The organism is Streptomyces sp. NPDC051136, from assembly GCF_044455745.1.
GTDB lineage: Bacteria > Actinomycetota > Actinomycetes > Streptomycetales > Streptomycetaceae > Streptomyces.
On the sequence record NZ_JBITFE010000001.1, the window covers coordinates 344,070 to 364,650 of the forward strand.

The window sequence follows — 20,581 nt, forward strand, 5'->3', positions numbered from 1 at the left end:
CCGGGCCCGCACCGCTACGACCGCTCCGGCACCCGGGTCAGCCGGGTGGGCGGCAGGTACTCCCGCACACAGGTCCGCTCCCAGCACGCGCCCGTCTCCCGCAGCTCGCGCCAGGTCGTGTACCGGTAGCGGAAGAGCCGGGCGCGCACGAAACGCGGCGGCGCGTCCGGCGGGAACGGGGAGCGGCGCAGCAGCCTCAGCGTGGCGCGGTCGCTCTCCAGCAGCCGTTCCACGAACGTGCCGAACCACGTCCCGGCGTACGAGGGCGACAGCGCGGCGAACCACATCAGCCAGTCGAGGCGCAGATGGTACGGCGCGAACTGACGCGGCCAGCGGCGCGGGTCCCCGGGCTTGCCCTTGAACTCGTACTCCCGCCAGTCCCCGTCCTCGCGGGCCGTCTCGTCGGCGGTGCCCTCGACCACCACCTCGTACCGGACCCGGCTGACCGAACCGAAGGCGCCGTAGGTGTTGACCAGGTGCAGCGAGTCGAAGGAGCGGTTCATCACCTGGCGGCGGGAGATCATGTTGCGCACCGGCCCACGGCTCAGGAACACCAGCAGCGCCGCCGCCGCCAGGACCACCGCCTCGTACCAGAGCGGGGCGGCGGGCACGGACGGCGGATCGGCCGGGAAGCGCACCACCGACAGGGCCAGCACGACGGTGATCCAGTTGAGCCAGGAGAAGTTGCCCGAGAGGACCAGCCACAGCTGGGTCACGATCATCAGCGCCGCGGCGGCCGTCGACACGGGGTGCGGGGCGAAGAGCAGGAAGGGCACCACCAGCTGCACGACATGGTTCGCGGCGACCTCGACGCGGTGCAGGGGACGCGGGAGGTGGTGGAAGAACCAGCTCAGCGGGCCCGGCATCGGCTGGGTCTCGTGGTGGTGGTCCAGGCAGGTCAGCTTCCGCCAGCACTCGTCGCCCCGCATCTTGATCAGGCCCGCCCCGAACTCCACCCGGAACAGCAGCCAGCGCAGCAGGAACAGGACCACGACCGGCGGCGCCACCTCCTCGTTGCCGAGGAACACCGCGACGAAGCCCGTCTCCAGCAGCAGCGACTCCCAGCCGAACGCGTACCAGGTCTGCCCCACGTTGACGACCGAGAGGTACAGCGCCCACGGCACCAGCCACAGCAGCATCGCGCCCCACAGCGGCAGCAGCGAGTCCACCCCCGCCGCCAGCGCCGCGGACACCGCGCAGCCCGCCCAGGCGCAGCCCGCGAAGAACCGGTCCGAGTAGTGCCACTGGAACAGGCTCGGTGCCCGCCGGAACGGAACCCGCGCGACGAAGCGGGGCACCGGTGTCAGCCCGCGCTCGCCCAGCAGCGCCCGGAACTGCAGGGCGGCCGTCAGGAACGCGACCAGGTACATCACGGCCAGGGCCCGCTGGAAGACCAGCCGGGCCGGCCAGTAGTCGGGTGCGGTGAACCACTCCACGGCCGGGCTCCTCTCCTACCCGCCCCGTGTACCCCGGCCGGCCGCCCGACCCCCTCCGGCCTGCCCGGCGAACCAGGAGTCGAAGATTCGGACAAACCCTGGCAAGGTGGGGTGCATGTCTGATCGGGGAGCGAGCGCCCCGTCACTCCCGGAGGACTGGCCCGCCCACCCGGACCCGATCCTGGCGCTCAACCGCATGGGCAGCTTCGACTGGGACCTGGACACCGGACTGTTCCACATGGACGCCCAGGCCCACGAGGTGTTCGACCTGCGCCCGGAGGAGTACGACGGGCGCCCCGAGACGCTGTCGCTGCGGGTGCCCACGGCGGAGAGCCGCCGGATGGACACCATCGTGGCCCGGGCCATGAAGGACGGCAGCGAGAACTACGGCACCTACTTCCGGCTGCGCCGCCGCGACGGCACCCTGCGCTGGACCCACACCCAGGGCTACATCCGGCGCGACGCGACCGGCCGCCCGCACCGGATCATCGGCATCGTGCGCGACGCCACCCAGGAGATCGCGGACATCGCGGCCGACCGCGAGCAGGCCGAGCTGGACGAGGCCCGCCGCCGGCTCACCAACGTCGTCCAGCTCGCCACGGCCGCCCTCGCGCACGCCCGCACCGTCGACGACGTCATCGACGTGCTGCGCGACACCCACGGCCTCACCCGGCTGGGCGCCACCAGCCTGGTGATGGGCCTCGTCGAGGCGGGCCGCATCCGGCTGGTCGCCGACGGCCCAGAGAACGACTTCGTCCCCGGCACCCGCGTCACCCGGATCGACGAGCCCTACCCGATGAGCGAGGCCGTACGGACCCTCAGCCCCCGCTTCATCGAGTCGCCGGAGGAGTTCGCCCGGCGCTACCCCGCGCTGTGGAAGGACATCACCCACCTCGACATCACCGCGGCCGCCTATCTGCCGCTGATCGCCCAGGCCCGGCCGATCGGCGCCATCGGACTGCTCTACAGCGACCGGCGCGGCTTCTCCCCGGAGGACCGCAACGTCCTGGTGGCGCTCGGCAGCGGCATCGCCCAGAGCCTGCAGCGCGCCATGCTCTACGAGCAGGAGATGGACCTCGCCGAGGGCCTCCAGCAGGCCATGCTGCCGCGCACCATCCCCAGCGTCCCCGGCTGCGACGTCGCCGTCCGCTACCGCGCGGCCTCCATCGGCGGCACCCTCGGCCGCGACATCGGGGGCGACTGGTACGACCTGATCCCGCTGCCCGGCGGACGCGTCGGCGCCGTCATCGGCGACGTCCAGGGCCACGACACGCACGCCGCCGCCGTCATGGGCCAGCTGCGCATCGTGCTGCGCGCCTACGCGGCCGAGGGACACCCGCCGGCCACGGTGATGGCGCGGGCCTCGGTCTTCCTGCACGAGCTGGACACCGACCGCTTCGCGACCTGCCTGTACGCCGAGGCCGACCTGGGCACCGGAGTGGTCCAGGTGGTCCGCGCCGGGCACATCGACCCGCTGCTGCGCTTCGGCGACGGCACCTGCCGCCTGGTGCGCGTGGAGGGCGGGCTGCCGCTCGGCCTGTCCGCGGAGTTCGGGCGCCTCGCCTATCCGGTGGCCACCCTGGAGCTGGACCCGGGCAACACCCTGCTGCTGTGCACCGACGGCCTGGTCGAACAGCCCGGCGCCGACCTCGACGAGGGCATGGACGTCCTCACGGCGCTGATCAGCTCCGGGCCGCAGGACGTGCGGGACCTGGCCGACCGGCTCATCGACGTGGCCGACGAGCGCCGCGGCGACGACGACGTCGCGCTGCTCGTGCTGCGCCGCCACGGCCTGGGCACCCCGAGGACCTTCGGCCGGGTCCAGCAGCACGTCTCCCCGGGCGACCCGGAGGGCCTCACCGAGGCCCGGCACATGATCCGCGCCGCGGTGCGGTCCTGGGGCGCGAAAGGGCAGAGCGACGAGATCGAACTGGTCGCCGACGAGCTGACGACCAACGCGCTCATGCACACCGAGGGCTCCGCGATCGTCACGCTGCGGCTGCTCACCGGCACCGACCGGCGGCTGCGGGTCGAGGTGGAGGACTCATCCAGCGCCCTGCCGCGCCGCCGGGAGGCCGGCGACGACGGGGTCTCCGGACGGGGGCTGCTCCTGGTCGACTCCCTCGCAGACGAGTGGGGCGTGGAGGCCCGCGGCGGCGGCAAGGTCGTGTGGGCGGAGTTCGTGGTGGCGCACGCCCCGGGCTGACCCCGACGGCACGGTGGCCGGTGCCGGGCCCACTGGCACTGTCGGTGGCCGGTGGCACTCTGGACGTATGCCAGAACTGCCCGAGGTCGAGGCGCTCCGCGACTTCCTGACCGAGCACCTCACCGGCCGCGAGATCGTCCGGGTGCTGCCCGTGGCGATCAGCGTCCTGAAGACGTACGACCCCCCGCTCACGGCGCTGGAGGGCCACCGGGTGGCCGGTGTGCACCGCTACGGCAAGTTCCTCGACGTGGAGACCGAGGGCGGCCCGCACCTGGTGACCCATCTGGCCCGGGCCGGCTGGCTGCACTGGAGGGACAGCCTGCCCAGCGGCATGCCCAGGCCGGGCAAGGGACCGCTCGCCCTGCGGGTCGCCCTGGAGACCGGCGCCGGCTTCGACCTCACGGAGGCGGGCACGCAGAAGCGGCTCGCGGTGTACGTCGTGAGCGACCCGCGGCAGGTGCCGGGCGTGGCCCGGCTCGGACCCGACCCGCTCGCCGACGACTTCGACGAGGCGCGTCTCGCCGCGCTCCTGGACGGCGAGCGGCGCCGGCTCAAGGGCGCCCTGCGCGACCAGAGCCTGATCGCGGGGGTGGGCAACGCGTACAGCGACGAGATCCTGCACGCCGCGAAGATGTCCCCGTTCAAACTGGCCGACTCCCTCACCGACGAGGAGACCGCACGGCTGTACACGGCCCTGCGCGGCACGCTCACCGAGGCCGTGGAGCGTTCGCGGGGCGTCGCCGCCGGGCGTCTGAAGGCCGAGAAGAAGAGCGGGCTGCGGGTCCACGGCCGCACCGGCGAGCCCTGCCCGGTGTGCGGCGACACCGTCCGCGAGGTCTCCTTCAGCGACTCCTCGCTCCAGTACTGCCCGACCTGCCAGACCGGTGGCAAGCCGCTGGCGGACCGCAGGATGTCCCGGCTGCTGAAGTGAGGGCACCGGGCGGGGCGGGGAGAGGCGGCGCCTGCCGCCCGGGCGGTCAGCCGGCCGGCAGCGTCACCAGGTGCTCACCGTCGGCCGTCCGCACCTCGTAGCGGTCGATCTGGCCGGGATGCAGCGCGGCACCGCCCCGCACGGTGTGCGGCCGGGCGGCCTCCTGCCCGGGCACCATCCAGCTGGTGACCGTCTGCTCGGACCCGTCGTGGCCGACCGCGACCAGCCGGCACGAGCGCGGCCCCGCGCCGTCCTCGACCTCGAGCCGCACGTCCGTGCCCCAGGCCGCGTCCTCGGCCGTGATCCGCGCCCACACCCCCGACCGGGCGTCGGTCGCGGAGAGCGGCGCCACCGGGTCGTCGCCCCGGCTCGCGTACAGCACGGCGCCGGGCGCCGCCACGGCGCACACGACGGCGGCGGCCACGGCGAACAACACCCGCCTGCGGCCGGCCCGCCCGCGCGTGACGACCTCGGACAGCAGCCGGTCGAGGAGGCGCGGTCCCGGCCCGGCCAGGGGGTTGACGAAACGGGGCGTCGCCTGCCGGTACAGCATCAACTGGCGGGTGGCTGGGCCGAATTCGGTCACCTGGGCCACGCACCGGGGGCAGTCCATGAGGTGGTCCTCGAAGCGGAACGCTTCCGCCTCGTCCAGTACGCCGAGCGCGTACGCGCCGACGTCACCATGCCTTTCCAGGGACCTCATGCCGAATCCTCGTACCGTTGGGTGCGGGTGGGGTTACTCCTTGCTCCCACCCGTACGCACCCGACAGCCGAATCACTCAAGCCGCGACCGAATCGCAACCCGGCGGCGGGCGGGCCTCAGAAAAGGTGGATGGCGAGGTGTCCGAGGGGCAGTCCCAACTGCCAGGCCGGCGTCCACACCTTCGGTCCCTCGTCCTCTCCGGCCACCGCCGCCCCGCCCGGAACCGCGTTGAGGTCGGGGGCGAGCAGTTCCGTCTCCTGCAGCCAGCGCCAGGCCGCCCGGGCCAGCTCCAGGTCCGGCGAGTGGCGTCCCGCGGCGAGCGCGTCGGCCGTGACCTCGGCGAGCCGTCCGTGCACCCACTCGTGCCACGGCTGGTCGTAGGCCGTCAGGGACAGCCAGGTCTCCAGGTGGGTGACGACCCGGATGCCGCCCAGCTCGTCGTCCGTGTCGGACAGGAAGACGGTGAGCGCCAGCGCGTCACGTCCGGCGCGGAACTCGAAGGACGTCGGCGGCATCAGGTCGCCGGTCCGCAGCAGCTCGTCGGCGATGTACTCGGCGTACAACCACGCCATGGGAACGCTCAGTTCGCCCCCGCCGGTACCGTCCGTGCTCTCGTGACCTCTGTGCAGCATCCCTTCCTGCCTTCCTCCGGTGCGTGCGCGTCGCCCGACCCGGGTCGTGGACCCCCGTCCGGAACGCGGATGAGGACAGCCGACTGCCCAACCGGGGTCCTGGGCAAGGCGCTTTGCAGAGGCTTGACCAAAGGGTCGGTTTCACCGCAGGTCGGCGGCGTATCCCGGTAGCACTCTGCGCATGGCACGCAGCGCGTAGTACGCACGGGACTTCACGGTACCGGGTGGGATGCCGAGGGCCGCCGCGGCTTCCGCCACACTCGCCCCCTGGAGGTACACCAGCACCAGGACGTCACGGTGCTCCGGAGTGAGTGTCTTCACAGCCTCCCGCACATCGAGGGCCGCGGCCGCCCGTTCGGCGTGGTCCCCGCAGACGCGCGCGTTCTCCAGCACGGCGTCGCCGACCTCCGGCGGGCGCGCCAGCCGGGCCCGGCGCGCGTCGATCGCGAGCCGCCGGGCCACGGTCAGCAGCCACGGCCGTACGGAGTCGAAGTCGTCGGCGCGCAGCGCCTCGGGGTGCTGCCAGGCGCGGACCAGGGTCTCCTGCACGAGGTCCTCGGCGCGTTGCCGGTCGCCGTCGCTGAGCCGCAGCAGCAGCGCGAAGAGCGGCCGGCCGTGCTCGCGTTGCAGTGCGGCGAGCTCGTGCTCGGCGGTCGTCCCGTTCGCTGTGTCCGTGAGGGTGATTCCGGCCGTCATGGCCGTATGGCACCGCAGGGGGCCGCCCGGGGACAGGGCGCGCGCACGGGAGTGCGGCGGACGGTCGATCGCGTCGACGAACGGTTCGACGAACGGTCGTGCGCGCCCGGTCGGCGGTCCGGGCGCCCCGTTCGTGCACGCCGGACGGGCTAATGGGCGTGTCGGAGCCGCCCGTGACGAGCCGCGACTCTTTACCTGTTTGTCAGTAAATGCGACTTTCATCGGTGTGTGCGACCCAGCGGAGTGAATCGATGATCACACGCAGTCGGCAGGTGGCCCTGGCCCTGACCGCCCTCCTCACCGCGGGCGCGGCCTGCCAGGCCCGCGACCACGAGCCGTCGAGACCTCCGGCGCCGGCCCCGCCCGCCGCCGTCGAAGGCGCCTTCACCCTGGTCGCCTCCGGGGACGTGCTCCCGCACGACTCGATCATCGAGCGGGCGCGCTTCGACGCCGGCGGCGCCGGCTACGACTTCCGCCCCATGTTCGCCGGTGCCCGGCCCGTCGTCTCGCGCGCCGACCTCGCCCTGTGCCACATGGAGACGGTCTACGGCGCGAACGGCGACTACAGCGGCTACCCCCTCTTCAAGTCGCCGCCCGAGGTGGCCCGGGCGCTGGCCGCCACCGGCTACGACGGCTGCTCCACGGCCTCCAACCACAGCGTCGACGACGGCGCCGACGGCATCCGCCGCACCCTGGACGCCCTGGACCGCGCCGGCGTGCGGCACGCCGGTACGGCCCGCACCGAGGCCGAGGCGGACACCGTGACGCTGCTGCGCGCGGGCCGGGCCCAGGTGGCCCACCTCGCCTACACCCTCCACACCAACGGCCACCCCCTTCCCGACGGGCAGCCCTGGGCCGTCGACCTGCTCGACGAGGCGCGCGTCGTCGAGGACGCGCGGGCCGCTCGGGAGGCCGGCGCCGACGTCGTCGTCGTGTCCCTGCACTGGGGCACCGAGTGGCAGGACGCGCCCGATCGGGAGCAGGTGGACCTGGCCCGCGGCCTGACCGCGGCACGCGCCGGCGGCCGTCCCGACATCGACCTGATCCTCGGCACCCACGCCCACGTCCCGCAGGCCTACGAGAAGGTCAACGGCACCTGGGTCGTCTACGGCATGGGCGACCAGATCGCGGGCGAGATGGTGAACGACGAGGGTGCCCGCGACCCGCGCGGCAACCAGTCGACCATCGGCCGCTTCACCTTCGCCCCGCCCGGCCGGGCCGGCGAACGCTGGAAGGTGACCAGGGCCGAGTTCGTCCCGCAGCTGTTCGACGTCGACGCCGGCCGGGTGGTGAACCTGAACCGCGCGCTGGAGAAGGGTGCCGAGCTGCGGGGCGTGCGCGACCGCGTCCGTGACGTGGTGTTCAGCCGGGGCGCCGCCGAGGACGGCCTGGTGATGGGGAAGTAGCCGGGGCGCGGGTGCCGGGGTGTCACGCGTCGTCCACGTGGTCCAGTGCCGCCAGCATGGCCCCGAGCACCCGCAGGCAGGTGGTGACGTCGCTGTCGGTGAGGTCCGAGCCGACCTCGCGCAGCAGCCGGTGCTCCCGGGCGAGGATCCCGTCGATCGTCCCCCGGCCCCGTTCGGTCAGCCGGATCAGCGAGGACCGGCGGTGCGCCGGGTTCGGGACGCTCTCCACCAGGTCCAGGGCTGCGGCGTCGTTGACCATCCGCTGGACGAACTGACGGCTGATCGCCTGGGCCCGGCCCATCTGAGGCACGGTCATCGTCCCGCCGCGGCGCAGCATCGTCAGCACGGCGCGGACGCCCACGGACAGACCGTCGGCGCTCAGCCCCTGCTCGACGCCGCGCTGTGCGCGCCGGTACAGGGGGCCGACCAGGTCGTACACCTCGGTGAGCCGCCGTGCGAGCGCGTCCGGGGGGAGGGGGGTGCCGGTGTCGTTCACTCCGCCATCATGACACCCGGGTTGCCAAACCATCATGACAACTCAGTTGTCAAAGTCGCCCGCACATGACACCTTGGTTGTCATGAATACCGCCTCGGGCCTTCGCCGCTTCCCCTCCGCCGATGGTGATCTCGCCTACCTCGACACCGGCGAGGGGGACCCGGTGGTCCTGCTGCACTCCGGGTTCACCGACCACCGCGTGTTCGACGCCCAGATTCCGTCCCTGGCCCGCCACCACCGCGTGATCGCGCCCGACGTCCGGGGACACGGCGCCTCCGCCAACGCCACCCGGCCGTTCCGCTGGGCGGACGACCTCGCCGCCCTGTTGCGTCACCTCGACGCCGGGCCCGCGGTGCTCGTCGGTGTGTCGATGGGCGGGGCCATCGCCACCGACACGGTCCTCGAACACCCGGAGCTGGTCCGTGCGGTGGTCGCCTGCGGGGCGTCCACCAGCGAGTTCGAGTACACCGGCCGCTGGGCGCGGGGAGTACTGGCGGAGCAGGCCGCCGCCCTGGCCGCCGGAGACGTCGAGGGCTGGCTCACGGCGTTCCTGCGTTTCGTGCCGGGGGAGCACCGCACCCTCGACGACGTCGACCCGGACGTGCTGCGCCGGGTGCGCGAGATGGCCCTCGGCACCCTCTCCAAGCACACCCCGGACGAGGAGAACCACCACGTGCCCCTGACCGGCACCTGGTCCCGCGTCCCGAAGATCGACGTCCCGGTCCTCACCGTCAACGGCGCCCTGGACGCACCAGACCTGATCGCCGACGCGGAGCGGCTCGCCCGAACCGTCCCCGACGGCCGCTGCGTCACGATCGACGGCGTCGCGCACTACCCGAACATGGAGAAGCCCGCGGAGTTCGAGGAGGTCGTCACCGGGTTCCTGCGCGCCCTCTAACGCCGGGCCAGTTCGGACCTGCGGTACGAGTAGGCGAAGTAGACCACCAGGCCGACCACGAACCACACGGCGAACCGCACCCAGGTCTGCCACTGGAGGAAGGTGATCAGCCAGATGGAGAAGACGATGCCCAACGCGGGTACGAACGGCATCCACGGCGTACGGAAGGTGCGCGGCAGCTCCGGCTGGCGGTAGCGCAGCACGATCACCGCGGCGCACACCACCACGAACGCCAGCAGGATGCCGATGTTGGTCAGCTCCGCCGCCTCGCCGATGGGCAGGAACCCGGCGATGGCGGCCGACGCGAACCCGACGATCCAGGTGACCCGGGTCGGTACGTGCCGCGTCGGATGGGTCTTCGCGAACCACTTGGGCAGCAGCCCGTCGCGCGACATGGAGAACCACACGCGGGTGACCCCGAGCATGAACGTGAACATCACCGTGAGGATGCCGATGATGGCGCCCACCGCGATGACGTCGGCCAGCGAGCTCAGCCCCACCGACTTGAACGCCGTCGAGAAGCCGCTCTCCGGGTCGATGTCCTTGTAGTTCTGCATGCCGGTCAGCACCAGGCAGGCCGCCACGTAGAGCACCATCGAGATGATCAGCGAGTAGATGATCGCCTTCGGCATGTGCCGCTGGGCGTCCTTGGACTCCTCGGCCGCCGTCGACATGGCGTCGTAGCCGAACACCGCGAAGAACACCGTCGCCGCGCCGGTGAACGCGCCGCTGATTCCGAACGGGAAGAACGGGTGGTAGTTCGAGGTGTTGATGTGGAAGACGCCGACCCCGATCACCAGCAGCACCACGAGCACCTTCAGGACGACCACGACCATCTCGAAACGGGCCGCGTTCCTGATCCCCAGTGTCAGCAGATACGCGATCAGCAGGCACAGCACGGCCGCGAACAGGTCGACCCTGTGCCCGTCGCCGGTACCGGGCGCCCCCAGCATCCAGTTCGGCAGGTCGGCGCCCATCTCGCCGACCAGGAAGCTGAAGTAGCCCGAGATGCCGATCGCGACCACCGCCACGATCGCCGTGTACTCCAGGAGCAGGTCCCAGCCGATGAACCACCCCACCAGCTCGCCCAGGACCGCGTAACCGTAGGTGTAGGCGGAGCCCGCCTTCGGGATCAGCCCGGCGAACTCGGCGTACGACAGGGCGGCCGCCGCGCTCGCGACGCCCGCGATGAGGAAGGAGATGAGGACCGCGGGGCCCGCCGTACCGTTGGCGACCGTGCCGGCCAGCGTGAAGATGCCGGCTCCGATGATGCCGCCGACACCGATCGCGGTCAGCTGCCACAGCCCCAGCGAGCGCACCAGGCCCCCGCCGCTCTCCGTCTCCTCGATGTGCTCAATGGGTTTGCGGCGGAGAACACCCTCACCCATACGGAACCCGGCCATGCGTCCCACCTCTTTGTGATCGGCAAACGGCTGACGGTGGATCATGATGACGCACCCACGTCCACGACGGAAGCACGACGCACGCACCGGCCCGACCGGTGCTACGGCACCACCGTCACCGGCCAGCGCCCGGCCTTCACCAGCCTCACCGCGACCGAGCCGACGAACCGGTGACCGGCCTGCTCGGAGGCGCCCACCACCACCGCGTCCGCCTTCAACTGGTCGGCCGTCTGCACCAGACCGCTGTACGGGTCGCCGCGGAACGTGTGGAACTCCCAGCGGACGTCGAATATGCCCTTCACCCGCTCGGTCGCCTCCCGGATCTGCGCGACCAGCTCCTCGGCGATCTCGTCGGTCGTCTCGGCCACCGACGCCCCGAGTGCCGCACCCCCCACCAGCACCGGCTGCACGTACACCACGGCCAGCAGGGCGCCCTGCCTCCTGGCCAGCCCGCCGGCGTAGGCCGCGGCCCGCAGCGAGGAGTCGGAGCCGTCCACACCGGCGACGATGACCTTCGGGCCGTCCGTGCCGCGTTCGAACTGATGGGAGTGCTGTTCCGTCACGCGGCGAGGCTATCGGAGCCTTCGTGATCTTGGGCCGGGCGGGTGGTTCCGTGCCGCCGCACCGGTGTTTCTCAGGAGCGGCACACCGCCGGCGGGCGACTGATGAGTCATGAAGAAGGATCAGTTGGTCACCCGCCGCACCCTGCTCACCGGCATCGCGGCCCTGGGCGCGGCCGGCGCCGGCGGCGCACTCGTCCTGGGACGGGGCGACGGAGCGGTCCGCCCGCCCGCCCCCCTCCCCGCACCGGGGGCCCCGCAGCGCAGCCCGCTCAAGCCCTCCGCCTACCGCCTCCAGCCGCTCACCGGATACGGCGCACCCCGCGCCGTGCCCCGGCGGCCCCCGGTGCGCAGCGAGCCGATCCTGCGCATGACCGGCCGGGGCCGCACCCTGCTGCTCACCTTCGACGACGGCCCCCACCCCGAGTACACCCCCGAGATCCTGGACACCCTCGCCAAGTACGAGGTGCACGCCACGTTCTTCGTGTGCGGGGAGATGGCGGACTACAACCGGGACCTGCTGACCCGGATGGCCGACGAGGGGCACACGGTCGGCAACCACACCTGGTCCCACCCGCTGCTGACCAAGCTCTCCCGGCGCCGCATCCGCTCCGAGATGGAGCGCACCAGCGAGGTCGTCGAGCAGGCCTACGGCGAGGCGCCCCGCTGGTTCCGGGCCCCTTACGGCGCCTGGAACCGCGCCACCTTCCAGCTGGGCGCGGAACTCGGCATGGAGCCGCTCGCCTGGAGCGTCGACACCCTGGACTGGACGACTCCCGGGACCGGCACCATCGTCGACCGGGTCGAGGAGGGCGCCGCCCCCGGCGTCGTGGTGCTCTCGCACGACGCCGGGGGCAACCGTTCGCAGAGTGTCCGCGCCCTGCGGCGCTACCTGCCCGAACTGCTCGACTCCGGCTACCACCTCACCGTCCCCCGGCGGCGCCTGATCTGACCGCCGCGGCGCCCGCCGGGCCGGGGCACGCTCAGCGGACCCCGACCAGGCGGGCGAAGGCGACGACGTTCCCGTCGTAGCCGTTCTGCTTGGTGAAACCGCCGCCACAGGTGATGACCCGCAGCTCGGGGCTGCCCTTGGAGCCGTAGACCCGGTCGCCAGGGAAGTTGTTCTTCTCGAACACCTCGATGCCGTAGATCTCGAAGACCGCCGTCCTGCCGTCCTGGCGGTGCACGTCCACCTTGTTGCCCTTCTTCAGGGCGCCGAGCCCGTAGAAGACGGCGGGGCCCTGCTCGTTGTCGACGTGGCCGACCACGACCGCGGTGCCCTTCTCCCCAGGGGCGACCGCGCCGGTGAACCAGCCGGCCAGGTTCGGGTCCTCGGGCGGCGGCGCGTCCACCCAACCGTCCGCGTCGAGACCGACCCCCATGACCGGCGCGTCCACCTGGATGGCGGGAACGGAGACCCGGTCGGGCACCGAGTACGGCAGGGGCGTCACACCGGGGGCGGCGGCGTCACCGCCGGCCGCGCGGGTGTCCGGGGCTGCGGCGGCCGACGCCGGCTGCGGCGGGCCCACGTCGAACTCCCCCGAGCCGTTGCGGATGAGCGCGAGACCGGTCAGCAGAACAAGCGCTATCACGCCCCAGGGAGCGCGCTTCCTCCGCCGCTCCTCCTCTTCGGCCAACTCGGAGTCGTACATTCGCCATCCCCTCTCGACCCGGCCGTCGCCGGATCATCCGCGCATACGAGCACGCTAAGCGCCGTGCCGGGGACCGGCGACGGGGCGGCGGCGAACGGGTGGCGCGCGCGTCCTCCCGTGCGCCATCCGGGACGCGGCCGACGGAGATTTCCTGACGGTGCGTGACCTGCGGCGATATCCACTCGCGCGGTTGCCGCCCGGCGGCCCCCTCACCAGGACGGACCATTCCCGAAATGCGGCTGCGCGCAGGGCAACTGAGGGTCTTTCTGGGAGGCGCTTCTCGCCGATCGACCGGGGACGGGACCCGGGGCGTCTTCCGCGGAGGATCACATGCGCAGCACTCGTGCCCTCGCGGCAGCCGGCGCCGCGGTCGCTGTCCTCGGCCTGGCCGCCCCCGCGGCCACCGCCGGCGGCGACCACAACCAGCCGAGCAACATCGTCGCGCTGCCCAGCGTCATCGCCCGCGGCGGTCAGATGACCGTCACGGTCGACGGCTGCCCCCAGGGCGGCACCATGACCTCGGACGCCTTCCGGACCACCCACCTGACGCCGGTCAGGGGAGCCAACGAGACGTCCAGGGGCACGGCCACCATCAAGCAGGACGCCAGGCCCGGCTCGTACGACATCACCGTCAACTGCTCGGGCCGGCGGCTGACCCGGCCGGCGGCCTTCACCGTCATCGGCGGTGTCCGCGGCGGCCTCGGCGGCAGCAGCTCCGACGGGGCGACCTCGACCGACATCGCGATCGGCGGCGGGCTCGTGGCCGCGGCCGTCGCCGGTGGCGGATTGTTCTGGATGCGCCGCCGGTCCGAGCGGCGGATCTGACCCCGCTCGGCGCCCACCGGACACGGGCGCACGACGTCGCCCCGGACCCTCGTCGGATCCGGGGCGACGTCCTGCGCGCGTCCTGCGGAGGCACCGGGAGTGTCAGGCGCCGTCCTCGCCGGAACGCCGGCGCATGAGGTGGTACGCCGCGCCCACGGCCCCCGCGACGAGCGCCGCGCCCAGCCCGATCTGCTTCAGGTCGAACCCGGCGACGCTGCCGCCCCCACCGGCGTGCACCCCTTTGGAGTGCCAGGGCTCGTCGGACGGGTGGTGCGAGCCGCCCGCGATGGTCAGGTCGGCCGTGCCGGTCTTGTCCCGGCAGGCGAACGTCACCCGGTAGACCGCGCCGCGCCGGGCATCCCGGTCGACGCGCGCGGTCGCGGCCGACTCGTGCCGGGGGATGGTGACCGTGTCGAACACCGGAGAGGTGACCGTCACCCGCCCGTGGCAGCCCGCGGCGGTGCGGCCCACCCCCAGCGTGACCTCGCCGCCCGGCGCCACCGTGGCGGGGGAGACGGTGAAACCGAACGTGTTCGAGCCCACGGCACCCGCCGGGACACAGGCGGAGAGGGCGGCGGCGCCCAGCAGTGCGACCGAGGCGACGGGTATCGCGCGCATGGTGAATCCTCCGGTCCCCGAGGAGCTGCGGCGGACCAGTTCCGCTCGCGCCAGAAATGCACCTCGATGTCCGAAACGCTAGAAAGCCGCGCACCTCACCGCGATCGCAGTCGCGCGAATGGGGCAAAGATGTGGGCCGGTCAGGGGACGGTGGCGGCGTGTCGGCCGCCGCCGTCCCTGGCGCCGTGTCAGTCCCCGGCGCCCGGGAAGAGGCTCAGGAACGGGTCGGTGGACGCCGCCACGCCCCGGCTGAAGGGCGCGTCGAAGTCCCAGATCAGGAAGAGCAGGAAGGCGATCAGCGCGGAGAACAGTCCCGCGAGAACCAGTTCGCGGGGCGTGCGCCGGATCTGCAGGGCGAAGACCATCCCGATGGTGACGACGGCCCCGGCGATGAGCCCGAACCACACCACCCCCGGCATGGTCGCCCCGGTCGACTGCGCCCGGGAGTTGCGGGCCTGGTCCGCGAGGGCGACCTGGTCGACGAGGGGCTGGTAGGCCTGGGCCTCGAAGTCCGACCGCGGTTCGTAGTCGGTGACGTCCGCACGGACGCGGTCCAGCAGGTCGGTGCCGCGGTCGGTCACCTCCCCGTGATCAGCCATGGCCTTCCACTCGGTGGTGACGACGTGTCCGACATAGGCGTTGACATCCGCCCGGATGCGGTCACGGACCTCGGGCGGGTAGACCCGGGCCCGCTCCGAGACCTCGTGCAGCGCCACGGCCTCCGTCTGCACGTCGGCCTGGGCCGCGCTGCGCGCCTCCCAGACCCCCGCGATGGCCAGGCCCAGGACGATGGCGTACACCACACCGATCCACATCGTCATGTACTCGATGACGTCCGGAGTCTCGGTGATGTCCTCGTCGTCGGACGCGGTGCGGTGCCGCAGGAGGGTGACGATGACCACCACGACACAGGCGGCCAGCATCGCGAGGGTGAGAACAAGCCATTCCGGCAAGAGGGCCTCCAGGAATCAGCGCGCACGGAGCGCGGCGACCGCGACCACCGCGGGCACGGTGATGAGCAGGACGAAGACGAGCGGTGACGTGGCTCCGCCCGTGGACCGCCGCGGCGGCCGGGCGGCCCGCTGGCGCGGGTAGTGCACCGGACTGAGGGACGGCCCGGGCGTGGGCGTGACCGACGGCGCCGGGGCGGGCGGCGCCGGACGGGCCGGCGGCGGGGTGGGGGTCGGTGTCGGGGCCGGGGGCGGGGTCGGCGCGGGCCGGGGCGGCGCCGGACGCGGGGCCGGCGGCGGTGGTTCGGGCTTCGGCGCCGGTGGCCTCGGCGGGGGAGGCTTCGGCGTGGGCGGCGGGGGAGGGGGCTCGGGTGGAGGGGGAGGAGGCGTCGGGGTCGGGGTGGGCGTGGGGGTGGGCGTCGGAGTCGGGGTGGGCTTGGGGCACGGCGGGAAGGGCGGCCAGGGATGGCTCCCGGCGACCGCCACCGCTTCGGTGCCGTCCGGTCCGGTCGAGGCGTACGCGCAGGCGTCGGCCTGCGCCGGGCCCACCGGTATGCCGACGAGGGTGAACGTCAGCGTCACCAGGGCCAACACCCGCCCGGCGGCGGGTCGGGTCGGTTCGGGTCCATGCACGACGCAGATCATGAAGCCTGGAGCACCGTCGCACGGCCGGGTGTCCCTCGATTGCCCCGAAGGAGGGATACGGCCCCACCAGGGGTTTGACGGCGACTGACCCGCCCGCGCCGGACTTCGGACATGCGTGCGAGACGTCGGGCGGCGAGTGACGGACGGGAAAGAAACCCGCGCCTTCGTTGAACACAACGGGCGCCCCCGTGCGTACCCAGTGTCGTGCGGCGGCCGGCAGGGCGTCCCAACACCTTCGTGACGATCGGGGATTGACGATGAAGACCTCCTGGCGGAGCGCCTCACTCGTGGTGAGCGCCGCGGCGCTGCTGGCGCTGACGACGGCGTGCGGCCAGGACGGCGGCGGCGCCACCGGCAGTCAGAACGTGGGCGCCACGGCCGCGCCCGGCGACGTCGGCGACCTCGGCGCGAGCACCGGTGACGGCGCCGGTACCGGCGCGGGCGGCGGACAGGCCCCGGCCGGCGCACCGGAGCCCGCGGGCAAGCTGTCCGTCTCGCCGAACGCCGAGATCGGCGACCTGGTGACCGACGGAGCGGGCCGCACCCTCTACCGCTTCGACGCCGACACCGCCGAACCCCCCAAGACGACCTGCGAGAACGACTGCGCCACCGCGTGGCCGCCGGTGGCCGCGGACGACGCCCTCGCCGGTGAGGGCATCGACGCGGACCTGCTCGGCGAGGTCGCCCGCCCCGACGGCACCAAGCAACTGACGATCGGCGGCTGGCCCGCGTACCGCTACGCCAAGGACACCGCCGCCGGTGACGTCAAGGGCCAGGGCGTCGGCAAGAAGTGGTACGCGCTGGCCGCCGACGGCAAGAAGGCCACGGCCGAGCCGGCCGCCGGGCTGGCGACCCGCAAGGACCCGAAACTCGGCGAGATCGTCGTCGACAAGAACGGCATGACCGTCTACCGCTTCATGAAGGACGAGGCCTGGCCGAAGCCGGTGTCGGCGTGCACCGGCGGCTGCCTGGCGCAGTGGCCGGTCGTGGCGCCCGTCGAGGCGAACGACACCCAGGGCGTCGAGAAGAAGGGGCTGATGAGCTTCACCCGCCCCGACGGAGCCGCCCAGCAGACGATCGACTGCTGGCCCATTTACACGTTCGCCGGTGACAAGAAGGCCGGCGACACCAACGGCCAGGGCGTGGGCGGCACTTGGTACGCCGTCAAGCCCGACGGAAAGCCGGTCGGCGCGCCGAAGAAGTAACGGCCCCCGCGCCCCGGCCCCCGGCGCCCTGCTCCCGGCCACAGACCGTCCCCTCCGTCCGCAGACGGAGGGGACGGTCCCGTTCGTGTGTTTTGGGATGCCTTCACGCGCGGCACGTGCCGCAGGCAGTGACCGGGAACGGACGGTCAATTTCCGGTTGGGCTCGCTCCTTTGGCAGGCGATCAGTAGCCTCAGCTCGAACACCGGACCGCCTATGCCTTGGAGAGCTAGATGGAGCGTCCCGCCTGGGCCCCTCGCAGCATCGACATCTCGGTGCCCAGCGTGTCCCGGATCTACGACTTCTACCTGGGCGGTTCGCACAACTTCGAGGTCGACCGGGAAGCGGCCCGCCGGGCCATGGAGTTCATGCCGGGACTCCCCAAGATCATGCAGTCCAACCGGGCGTTCATGCGCCGGGCCGTGCGGTTCGCCGCCGACGAGGGCATCGACCAGTTCCTCGACATCGGCTCCGGAATCCCTACCTTCGGCAACGTCCACGAGGTGGCCGGACGCAGCCGCCCCGGCGCCCGGGTGGTCTACGTGGACCACGATCCGGTGGCGGTGGCGCACAGCGAGGCCGTCCTGGCCGACGTCGACCACGCGGACGTCGTGGCCGGCGACCTGCTCAAGCCGCGGGAGATCCTGGCCGACCCCCGGGTGGAGCGGCTGATCGACCTGAATCGGCCGGTCGCCCTGCTGCTGGTTGCCATACTGCACTTCGTGGAGGACGAGGACGACCCGTACGCCGCGGTGGCCGAGTTGCGCGACGCGCTTGCGCCCGGCAGCCTGCTCGTCCTCACGCACGCCTCGTACGAGAACATCCCGCTGCCCGCCGAGCGGGCCGGGGGCGCGGTGGACGTGTACAAGGACATCCGCAATCCGCTGATCATGCGTTCGCGCGAGCACATCGCGCGGTTCTTCGAGGGGTACGACATGGTGGAACCCGGACTGGTTCCGATGCCGCGCTGGAGGCCGGAGGGGGAGCCCGCGGAAGAGGACCCGTACGCGTTCTCCGGGTTCGCCGGCGTGGGGCGTACGGCGTGAGCGCGGAGCCGGACGGGACGGAGGACCGGCTGCGCCGGTTCGCGACGATCTGGAGCCGGGCGGTGTTCCCGGTGACCTCGACGTCGTCCACGCGGCCCGAGTTCGAGGCCCAACTGCTGCCGCTGGCCCGCCGGCTGAGCGAGGTGCTGCGGGCGCGGAGCTTCGACGCGGCGGAGGGCAGGGCGGTCGGCGCCGCCCTCGTCGACGCGCACTGCACCGACCCCGAGGCGCTCTCCAGGACACTCGACTGCGTCGACGCCTACCTGGTGCTCTACTGCGGGGAGGACGGCGACCCGGAGGACCTGCGGGCACGTTCGGCGCGGCTCCAGCACGCGATGGCGGCCGGGTTCGCCGGGGCGCTGCGCGCGAGGACCCTGGCCGAGCAGGAGGCCATCGCGCAGGCCGCCCTGAAGGCGCAGGGCGTGGTCGCCGAGGCGCTGCACGCCAGCGAGGCCCGCTTCCGCGCGGTCTTCGAGGGCGCCGCCATAGGCATCGGCATCGCCGACCTGGACGGCAACGTCCTCCAGGTCAACGACGCGTTGATGCGGATGTTCGGCATCCCCGACCCCGCGCTCGGCGGCCGCCGGGCGACCGAGTGGACGCACCCCGACGACGCGCCGCAGACCTGGCGACTCTACGAGGAACTGGTGCGCGGCGAGCGCGAGCACTACCACGTGGAGAAGGCCTTCTACCGGCCCGACGGCACGGTTCTGTGGACCAACCTCACCGTCTCCCTGCTGCGCGACGCCGACGGTGCCCCGCAGTACCAGCTCGCGCTGATGGAGGACACCACCGAACGGCGGCTGCTCAACCTGCGGCTGCGTTACGAGGCCACCCACGACGCGCTCACCGGCCTGCCCAACCGCAGTTTCTTCTTCGAGCGGCTGGAGAAGGCCCTGAACGCCGGCCCCGGGCAGCGCTTCGGCCTGTGCTACCTCGACCTGGACGGCTTCAAGGCCGTCAACGACAGCCTCGGCCACGCCGCCGGTGACCGGCTGCTGGTGGAGGTCGCCGACCGGCTCCAGGCCTGCGCCACCGCGCCCGGTGAGATGGTGGCCAGGCTGGGCGGCGACGAGTTCGTGGCGCTGACCACGGGCCCCGACACCCGGCACGAGGTCGACGAGCTGGCCGGGCGCATCATGAACGCGCTGCTCGCCCCGGTCAGCGTCGACGGGCGCGACCTGACCGTGCGCGGCAGCATCGGCGTGGTCGAGGGCCCGGCGGGCGAGCGCAGCCCGGCCGAGGTGCTGCGCAGCGCCGACATCACGATGTACCGGGCCAAGTCGGCGGGCGGCAACCGCTTCGAGCTGGCCGACCCGGAGGCAGACGCCCGCGTCATCACGCGGCACGGACTGACCACCGCGCTGCCCGCCGCCCTGGAGCGCGGCGAGTTCTTCATCGAGTACCAGCCGCTGGTCCACCTCGGCGACGGCAGTGTGCGCGGCGCCGAGGCGCTGGTGCGCTGGCTGCACCCGCAGCACGGGGTGCTCGGTCCCGACCGCTTCATCCCGCTCGCCGAACACACCGGCCTGATCGTGCCGTTGGGCCGCTGGGTCCTCGAACAGTCCGTGCGTCAGGCCCGCCTGTGGCGGGAGCGGTACGGCGAGACGACCGCCGCAGGCCCGCTGCGCATCAACGTCAACCTCTCGCCCTGCCAGCTCACCCACCCGGGACTGGTCCAGGACACCGTGGAGATCCTGGAGCGGGCCGGGGTCACGCCCGACGCGCTGTGCCTGGAGGTGACGGAGTCGGCGCTGATCGGCGCGGACGACGACCTGCTGAAGCCGCTGCGCCGACTGGCCGAGATGGGGGTGGACATCGCCCTGGACGACTTCGGCACCGGCTACTCCAACCTGGCCAACCTGCGCCGGCTGCCGGTGAGCGTCCTCAAGCTGGACCGCTCGTTCACGCAGAGCATGCAGCAGTTCCCGGCGGACCCCGTCGACCTGAAGATCGTCGAGGGGATCGTCGCGCTGGCCCACAGCCTGGACCTCGCGGTCACCGTGGAGGGCGTGGAGACCGGCGCCCAGGCCGAGCAACTGCGCATACTGGGCTGCGACACGGCCCAGGGCTGGTACTACGCCCGCCCGGGCCCGCCGGAGCGGCTGCACGAGCTGGCGCTGGTGGACGCCACGGGCTGACCGCGGCCGCGGCCCCCCGCTCGGGCCGTACCGGTGGTGCGCCCGGCCCGACGTCCGGGCCGCGCGCCTCGCTTCCGGCCCGGACGAGGTGTGCCCGGCCCGGCCCGCCTCCCGTCCCGCACATCGCGCTCCGG

20 protein-coding genes are annotated in these 20,581 nt (G+C 72.8%); 9 read left to right on the top strand and 11 right to left on the bottom strand.

The window, feature by feature from the left end; translation table 11 throughout:
- Positions 1-14: 14 nt before the first annotated feature.
- Positions 15-1,436 carry a lipase maturation factor family protein gene (locus ACIBCJ_RS01385; protein WP_365978819.1) on the bottom strand — a complete coding sequence of 474 codons (1,422 nt, stop codon included), beginning with the start codon at positions 1,434-1,436 and terminating at the stop codon, positions 15-17.
- A gap of 115 nt (positions 1,437-1,551) precedes the next feature.
- Here ACIBCJ_RS01385 and ACIBCJ_RS01390 point away from each other — a divergent pair, with 115 nt between their 5' ends.
- Together ACIBCJ_RS01390 and ACIBCJ_RS01395 are read left to right on the top strand one after the other, a co-directional pair.
- Positions 1,552-3,642 carry a SpoIIE family protein phosphatase gene (locus ACIBCJ_RS01390; RefSeq protein ID WP_362091622.1) on the top strand — a complete coding sequence of 697 codons (2,091 nt, stop codon included), beginning with the start codon at positions 1,552-1,554 and terminating at the stop codon, positions 3,640-3,642.
- Positions 3,643-3,709: 67 nt separating this feature from the next.
- A complete protein-coding gene (locus ACIBCJ_RS01395; protein ID WP_365978818.1) occupies positions 3,710-4,573 on the top strand; it encodes a DNA-formamidopyrimidine glycosylase family protein in 864 nt (287 codons plus the stop codon).
- A gap of 46 nt (positions 4,574-4,619) precedes the next feature.
- On the opposite strand, the gene ACIBCJ_RS01400 is transcribed toward ACIBCJ_RS01395, so the two are convergent.
- From ACIBCJ_RS01400 to ACIBCJ_RS01410, 3 genes are all read right to left on the bottom strand, one after another.
- Positions 4,620-5,276 (bottom strand): zf-HC2 domain-containing protein, encoded by a 657-nt coding sequence (locus ACIBCJ_RS01400; protein ID WP_362091627.1) that lies wholly within the window; start codon positions 5,274-5,276, stop codon positions 4,620-4,622.
- 116 nt (positions 5,277-5,392) lie between these two features.
- Positions 5,393-5,908 carry a hypothetical protein gene (locus tag ACIBCJ_RS01405; RefSeq protein WP_365978816.1) on the bottom strand — a complete coding sequence of 172 codons (516 nt, stop codon included), beginning with the start codon at positions 5,906-5,908 and terminating at the stop codon, positions 5,393-5,395.
- A gap of 141 nt (positions 5,909-6,049) precedes the next feature.
- Positions 6,050-6,604: a sigma-70 family RNA polymerase sigma factor gene (locus ACIBCJ_RS01410; protein WP_133885061.1), complete on the bottom strand. Its 555-nt coding sequence runs from the start codon at positions 6,602-6,604 to the stop codon at positions 6,050-6,052.
- Positions 6,605-6,855: 251 nt separating this feature from the next.
- On the opposite strand from ACIBCJ_RS01410, the gene ACIBCJ_RS01415 reads away from it, so the two are divergent.
- Positions 6,856-8,010, top strand: coding sequence for a CapA family protein (locus tag ACIBCJ_RS01415; protein WP_365978814.1), 1,155 nt, complete (start codon positions 6,856-6,858; stop codon positions 8,008-8,010).
- Positions 8,011-8,032: 22 nt separating this feature from the next.
- Here the strand turns inward: ACIBCJ_RS01415 and ACIBCJ_RS01420 are convergent, their stop codons facing one another.
- Positions 8,033-8,506, bottom strand: coding sequence for a MarR family transcriptional regulator (locus ACIBCJ_RS01420; protein WP_362091636.1), 474 nt, complete (start codon positions 8,504-8,506; stop codon positions 8,033-8,035).
- 82 nt (positions 8,507-8,588) lie between these two features.
- Between ACIBCJ_RS01420 and ACIBCJ_RS01425 the strand changes: the two genes are divergently transcribed.
- Positions 8,589-9,404 (top strand): alpha/beta hydrolase, encoded by an 816-nt coding sequence (locus tag ACIBCJ_RS01425; RefSeq protein ID WP_365978813.1) that lies wholly within the window; start codon positions 8,589-8,591, stop codon positions 9,402-9,404.
- Here the strand turns inward: ACIBCJ_RS01425 and ACIBCJ_RS01430 are convergent.
- Both ACIBCJ_RS01430 and ACIBCJ_RS01435 read right to left on the bottom strand, forming a co-directional pair.
- The gene (locus ACIBCJ_RS01430; RefSeq protein WP_362091642.1) at positions 9,401-10,807 is read right to left on the bottom strand and encodes an amino acid permease; all 1,407 of its coding nucleotides are present in this window, start codon (positions 10,805-10,807) and stop codon (positions 9,401-9,403) included. The two genes, ACIBCJ_RS01425 and ACIBCJ_RS01430, sit on opposite strands and share 4 nt — an antisense overlap.
- A 101-nt stretch (positions 10,808-10,908) precedes the next feature.
- Positions 10,909-11,370 carry a universal stress protein gene (locus ACIBCJ_RS01435; protein ID WP_133885058.1) on the bottom strand — a complete coding sequence of 154 codons (462 nt, stop codon included), beginning with the start codon at positions 11,368-11,370 and terminating at the stop codon, positions 10,909-10,911.
- A gap of 109 nt (positions 11,371-11,479) precedes the next feature.
- Here ACIBCJ_RS01435 and ACIBCJ_RS01440 point away from each other — a divergent pair, with 109 nt between their 5' ends.
- On the top strand, positions 11,480-12,319 hold the full coding sequence (locus tag ACIBCJ_RS01440; RefSeq protein WP_365978812.1) for a polysaccharide deacetylase family protein: 840 nt from the start codon (positions 11,480-11,482) through the stop codon (positions 12,317-12,319).
- A 31-nt stretch (positions 12,320-12,350) separates the two neighbouring features.
- Here ACIBCJ_RS01440 and ACIBCJ_RS01445 read toward each other — a convergent pair whose 3' ends face one another.
- Positions 12,351-13,019, bottom strand: coding sequence for a class F sortase (locus ACIBCJ_RS01445; protein ID WP_362091649.1), 669 nt, complete (start codon positions 13,017-13,019; stop codon positions 12,351-12,353).
- A 330-nt stretch (positions 13,020-13,349) separates the two neighbouring features.
- Here ACIBCJ_RS01445 and ACIBCJ_RS01450 point away from each other — a divergent pair, with 330 nt between their 5' ends.
- On the top strand, positions 13,350-13,844 hold the full coding sequence (locus tag ACIBCJ_RS01450) for a hypothetical protein (RefSeq protein ID WP_362091652.1): 495 nt from the start codon (positions 13,350-13,352) through the stop codon (positions 13,842-13,844).
- A gap of 102 nt (positions 13,845-13,946) precedes the next feature.
- Here the strand turns inward: ACIBCJ_RS01450 and ACIBCJ_RS01455 are convergent, their stop codons facing one another.
- The 3 genes from ACIBCJ_RS01455 to ACIBCJ_RS01465 all read right to left on the bottom strand — a co-directional run bounded on the left by ACIBCJ_RS01455 (position 13,947) and on the right by ACIBCJ_RS01465 (position 15,562).
- Positions 13,947-14,462, bottom strand: coding sequence for a hypothetical protein (locus tag ACIBCJ_RS01455; protein WP_365978811.1), 516 nt, complete (start codon positions 14,460-14,462; stop codon positions 13,947-13,949).
- A gap of 188 nt (positions 14,463-14,650) precedes the next feature.
- The gene (locus ACIBCJ_RS01460) at positions 14,651-15,415 is read right to left on the bottom strand and encodes a hypothetical protein (protein WP_362091658.1); all 765 of its coding nucleotides are present in this window, start codon (positions 15,413-15,415) and stop codon (positions 14,651-14,653) included.
- 15 nt (positions 15,416-15,430) lie between these two features.
- Positions 15,431-15,562: a hypothetical protein gene (locus ACIBCJ_RS01465; RefSeq protein ID WP_279588467.1), complete on the bottom strand. Its 132-nt coding sequence runs from the start codon at positions 15,560-15,562 to the stop codon at positions 15,431-15,433.
- Positions 15,563-16,314: 752 nt separating this feature from the next.
- Between ACIBCJ_RS01465 and ACIBCJ_RS01470 the strand changes: the two genes are divergently transcribed.
- From ACIBCJ_RS01470 to rmdA, 3 genes are all read left to right on the top strand, one after another.
- A complete protein-coding gene (locus tag ACIBCJ_RS01470) occupies positions 16,315-17,262 on the top strand; it encodes an SCO0930 family lipoprotein (RefSeq protein ID WP_365978926.1) in 948 nt (315 codons plus the stop codon).
- Positions 17,263-17,493: 231 nt separating this feature from the next.
- A complete protein-coding gene (locus tag ACIBCJ_RS01475) occupies positions 17,494-18,306 on the top strand; it encodes an SAM-dependent methyltransferase (protein ID WP_362091664.1) in 813 nt (270 codons plus the stop codon).
- Positions 18,303-20,447, top strand: a complete 2,145-nt coding sequence (rmdA, locus tag ACIBCJ_RS01480) for a cyclic Di-GMP phosphodiesterase RmdA (protein WP_362091667.1) — start codon at positions 18,303-18,305, stop codon at positions 20,445-20,447. The genes ACIBCJ_RS01475 and rmdA overlap by 4 nt, the downstream gene beginning before the upstream one ends.
- The last annotated feature ends 134 nt before the right edge of the window (positions 20,448-20,581 follow it).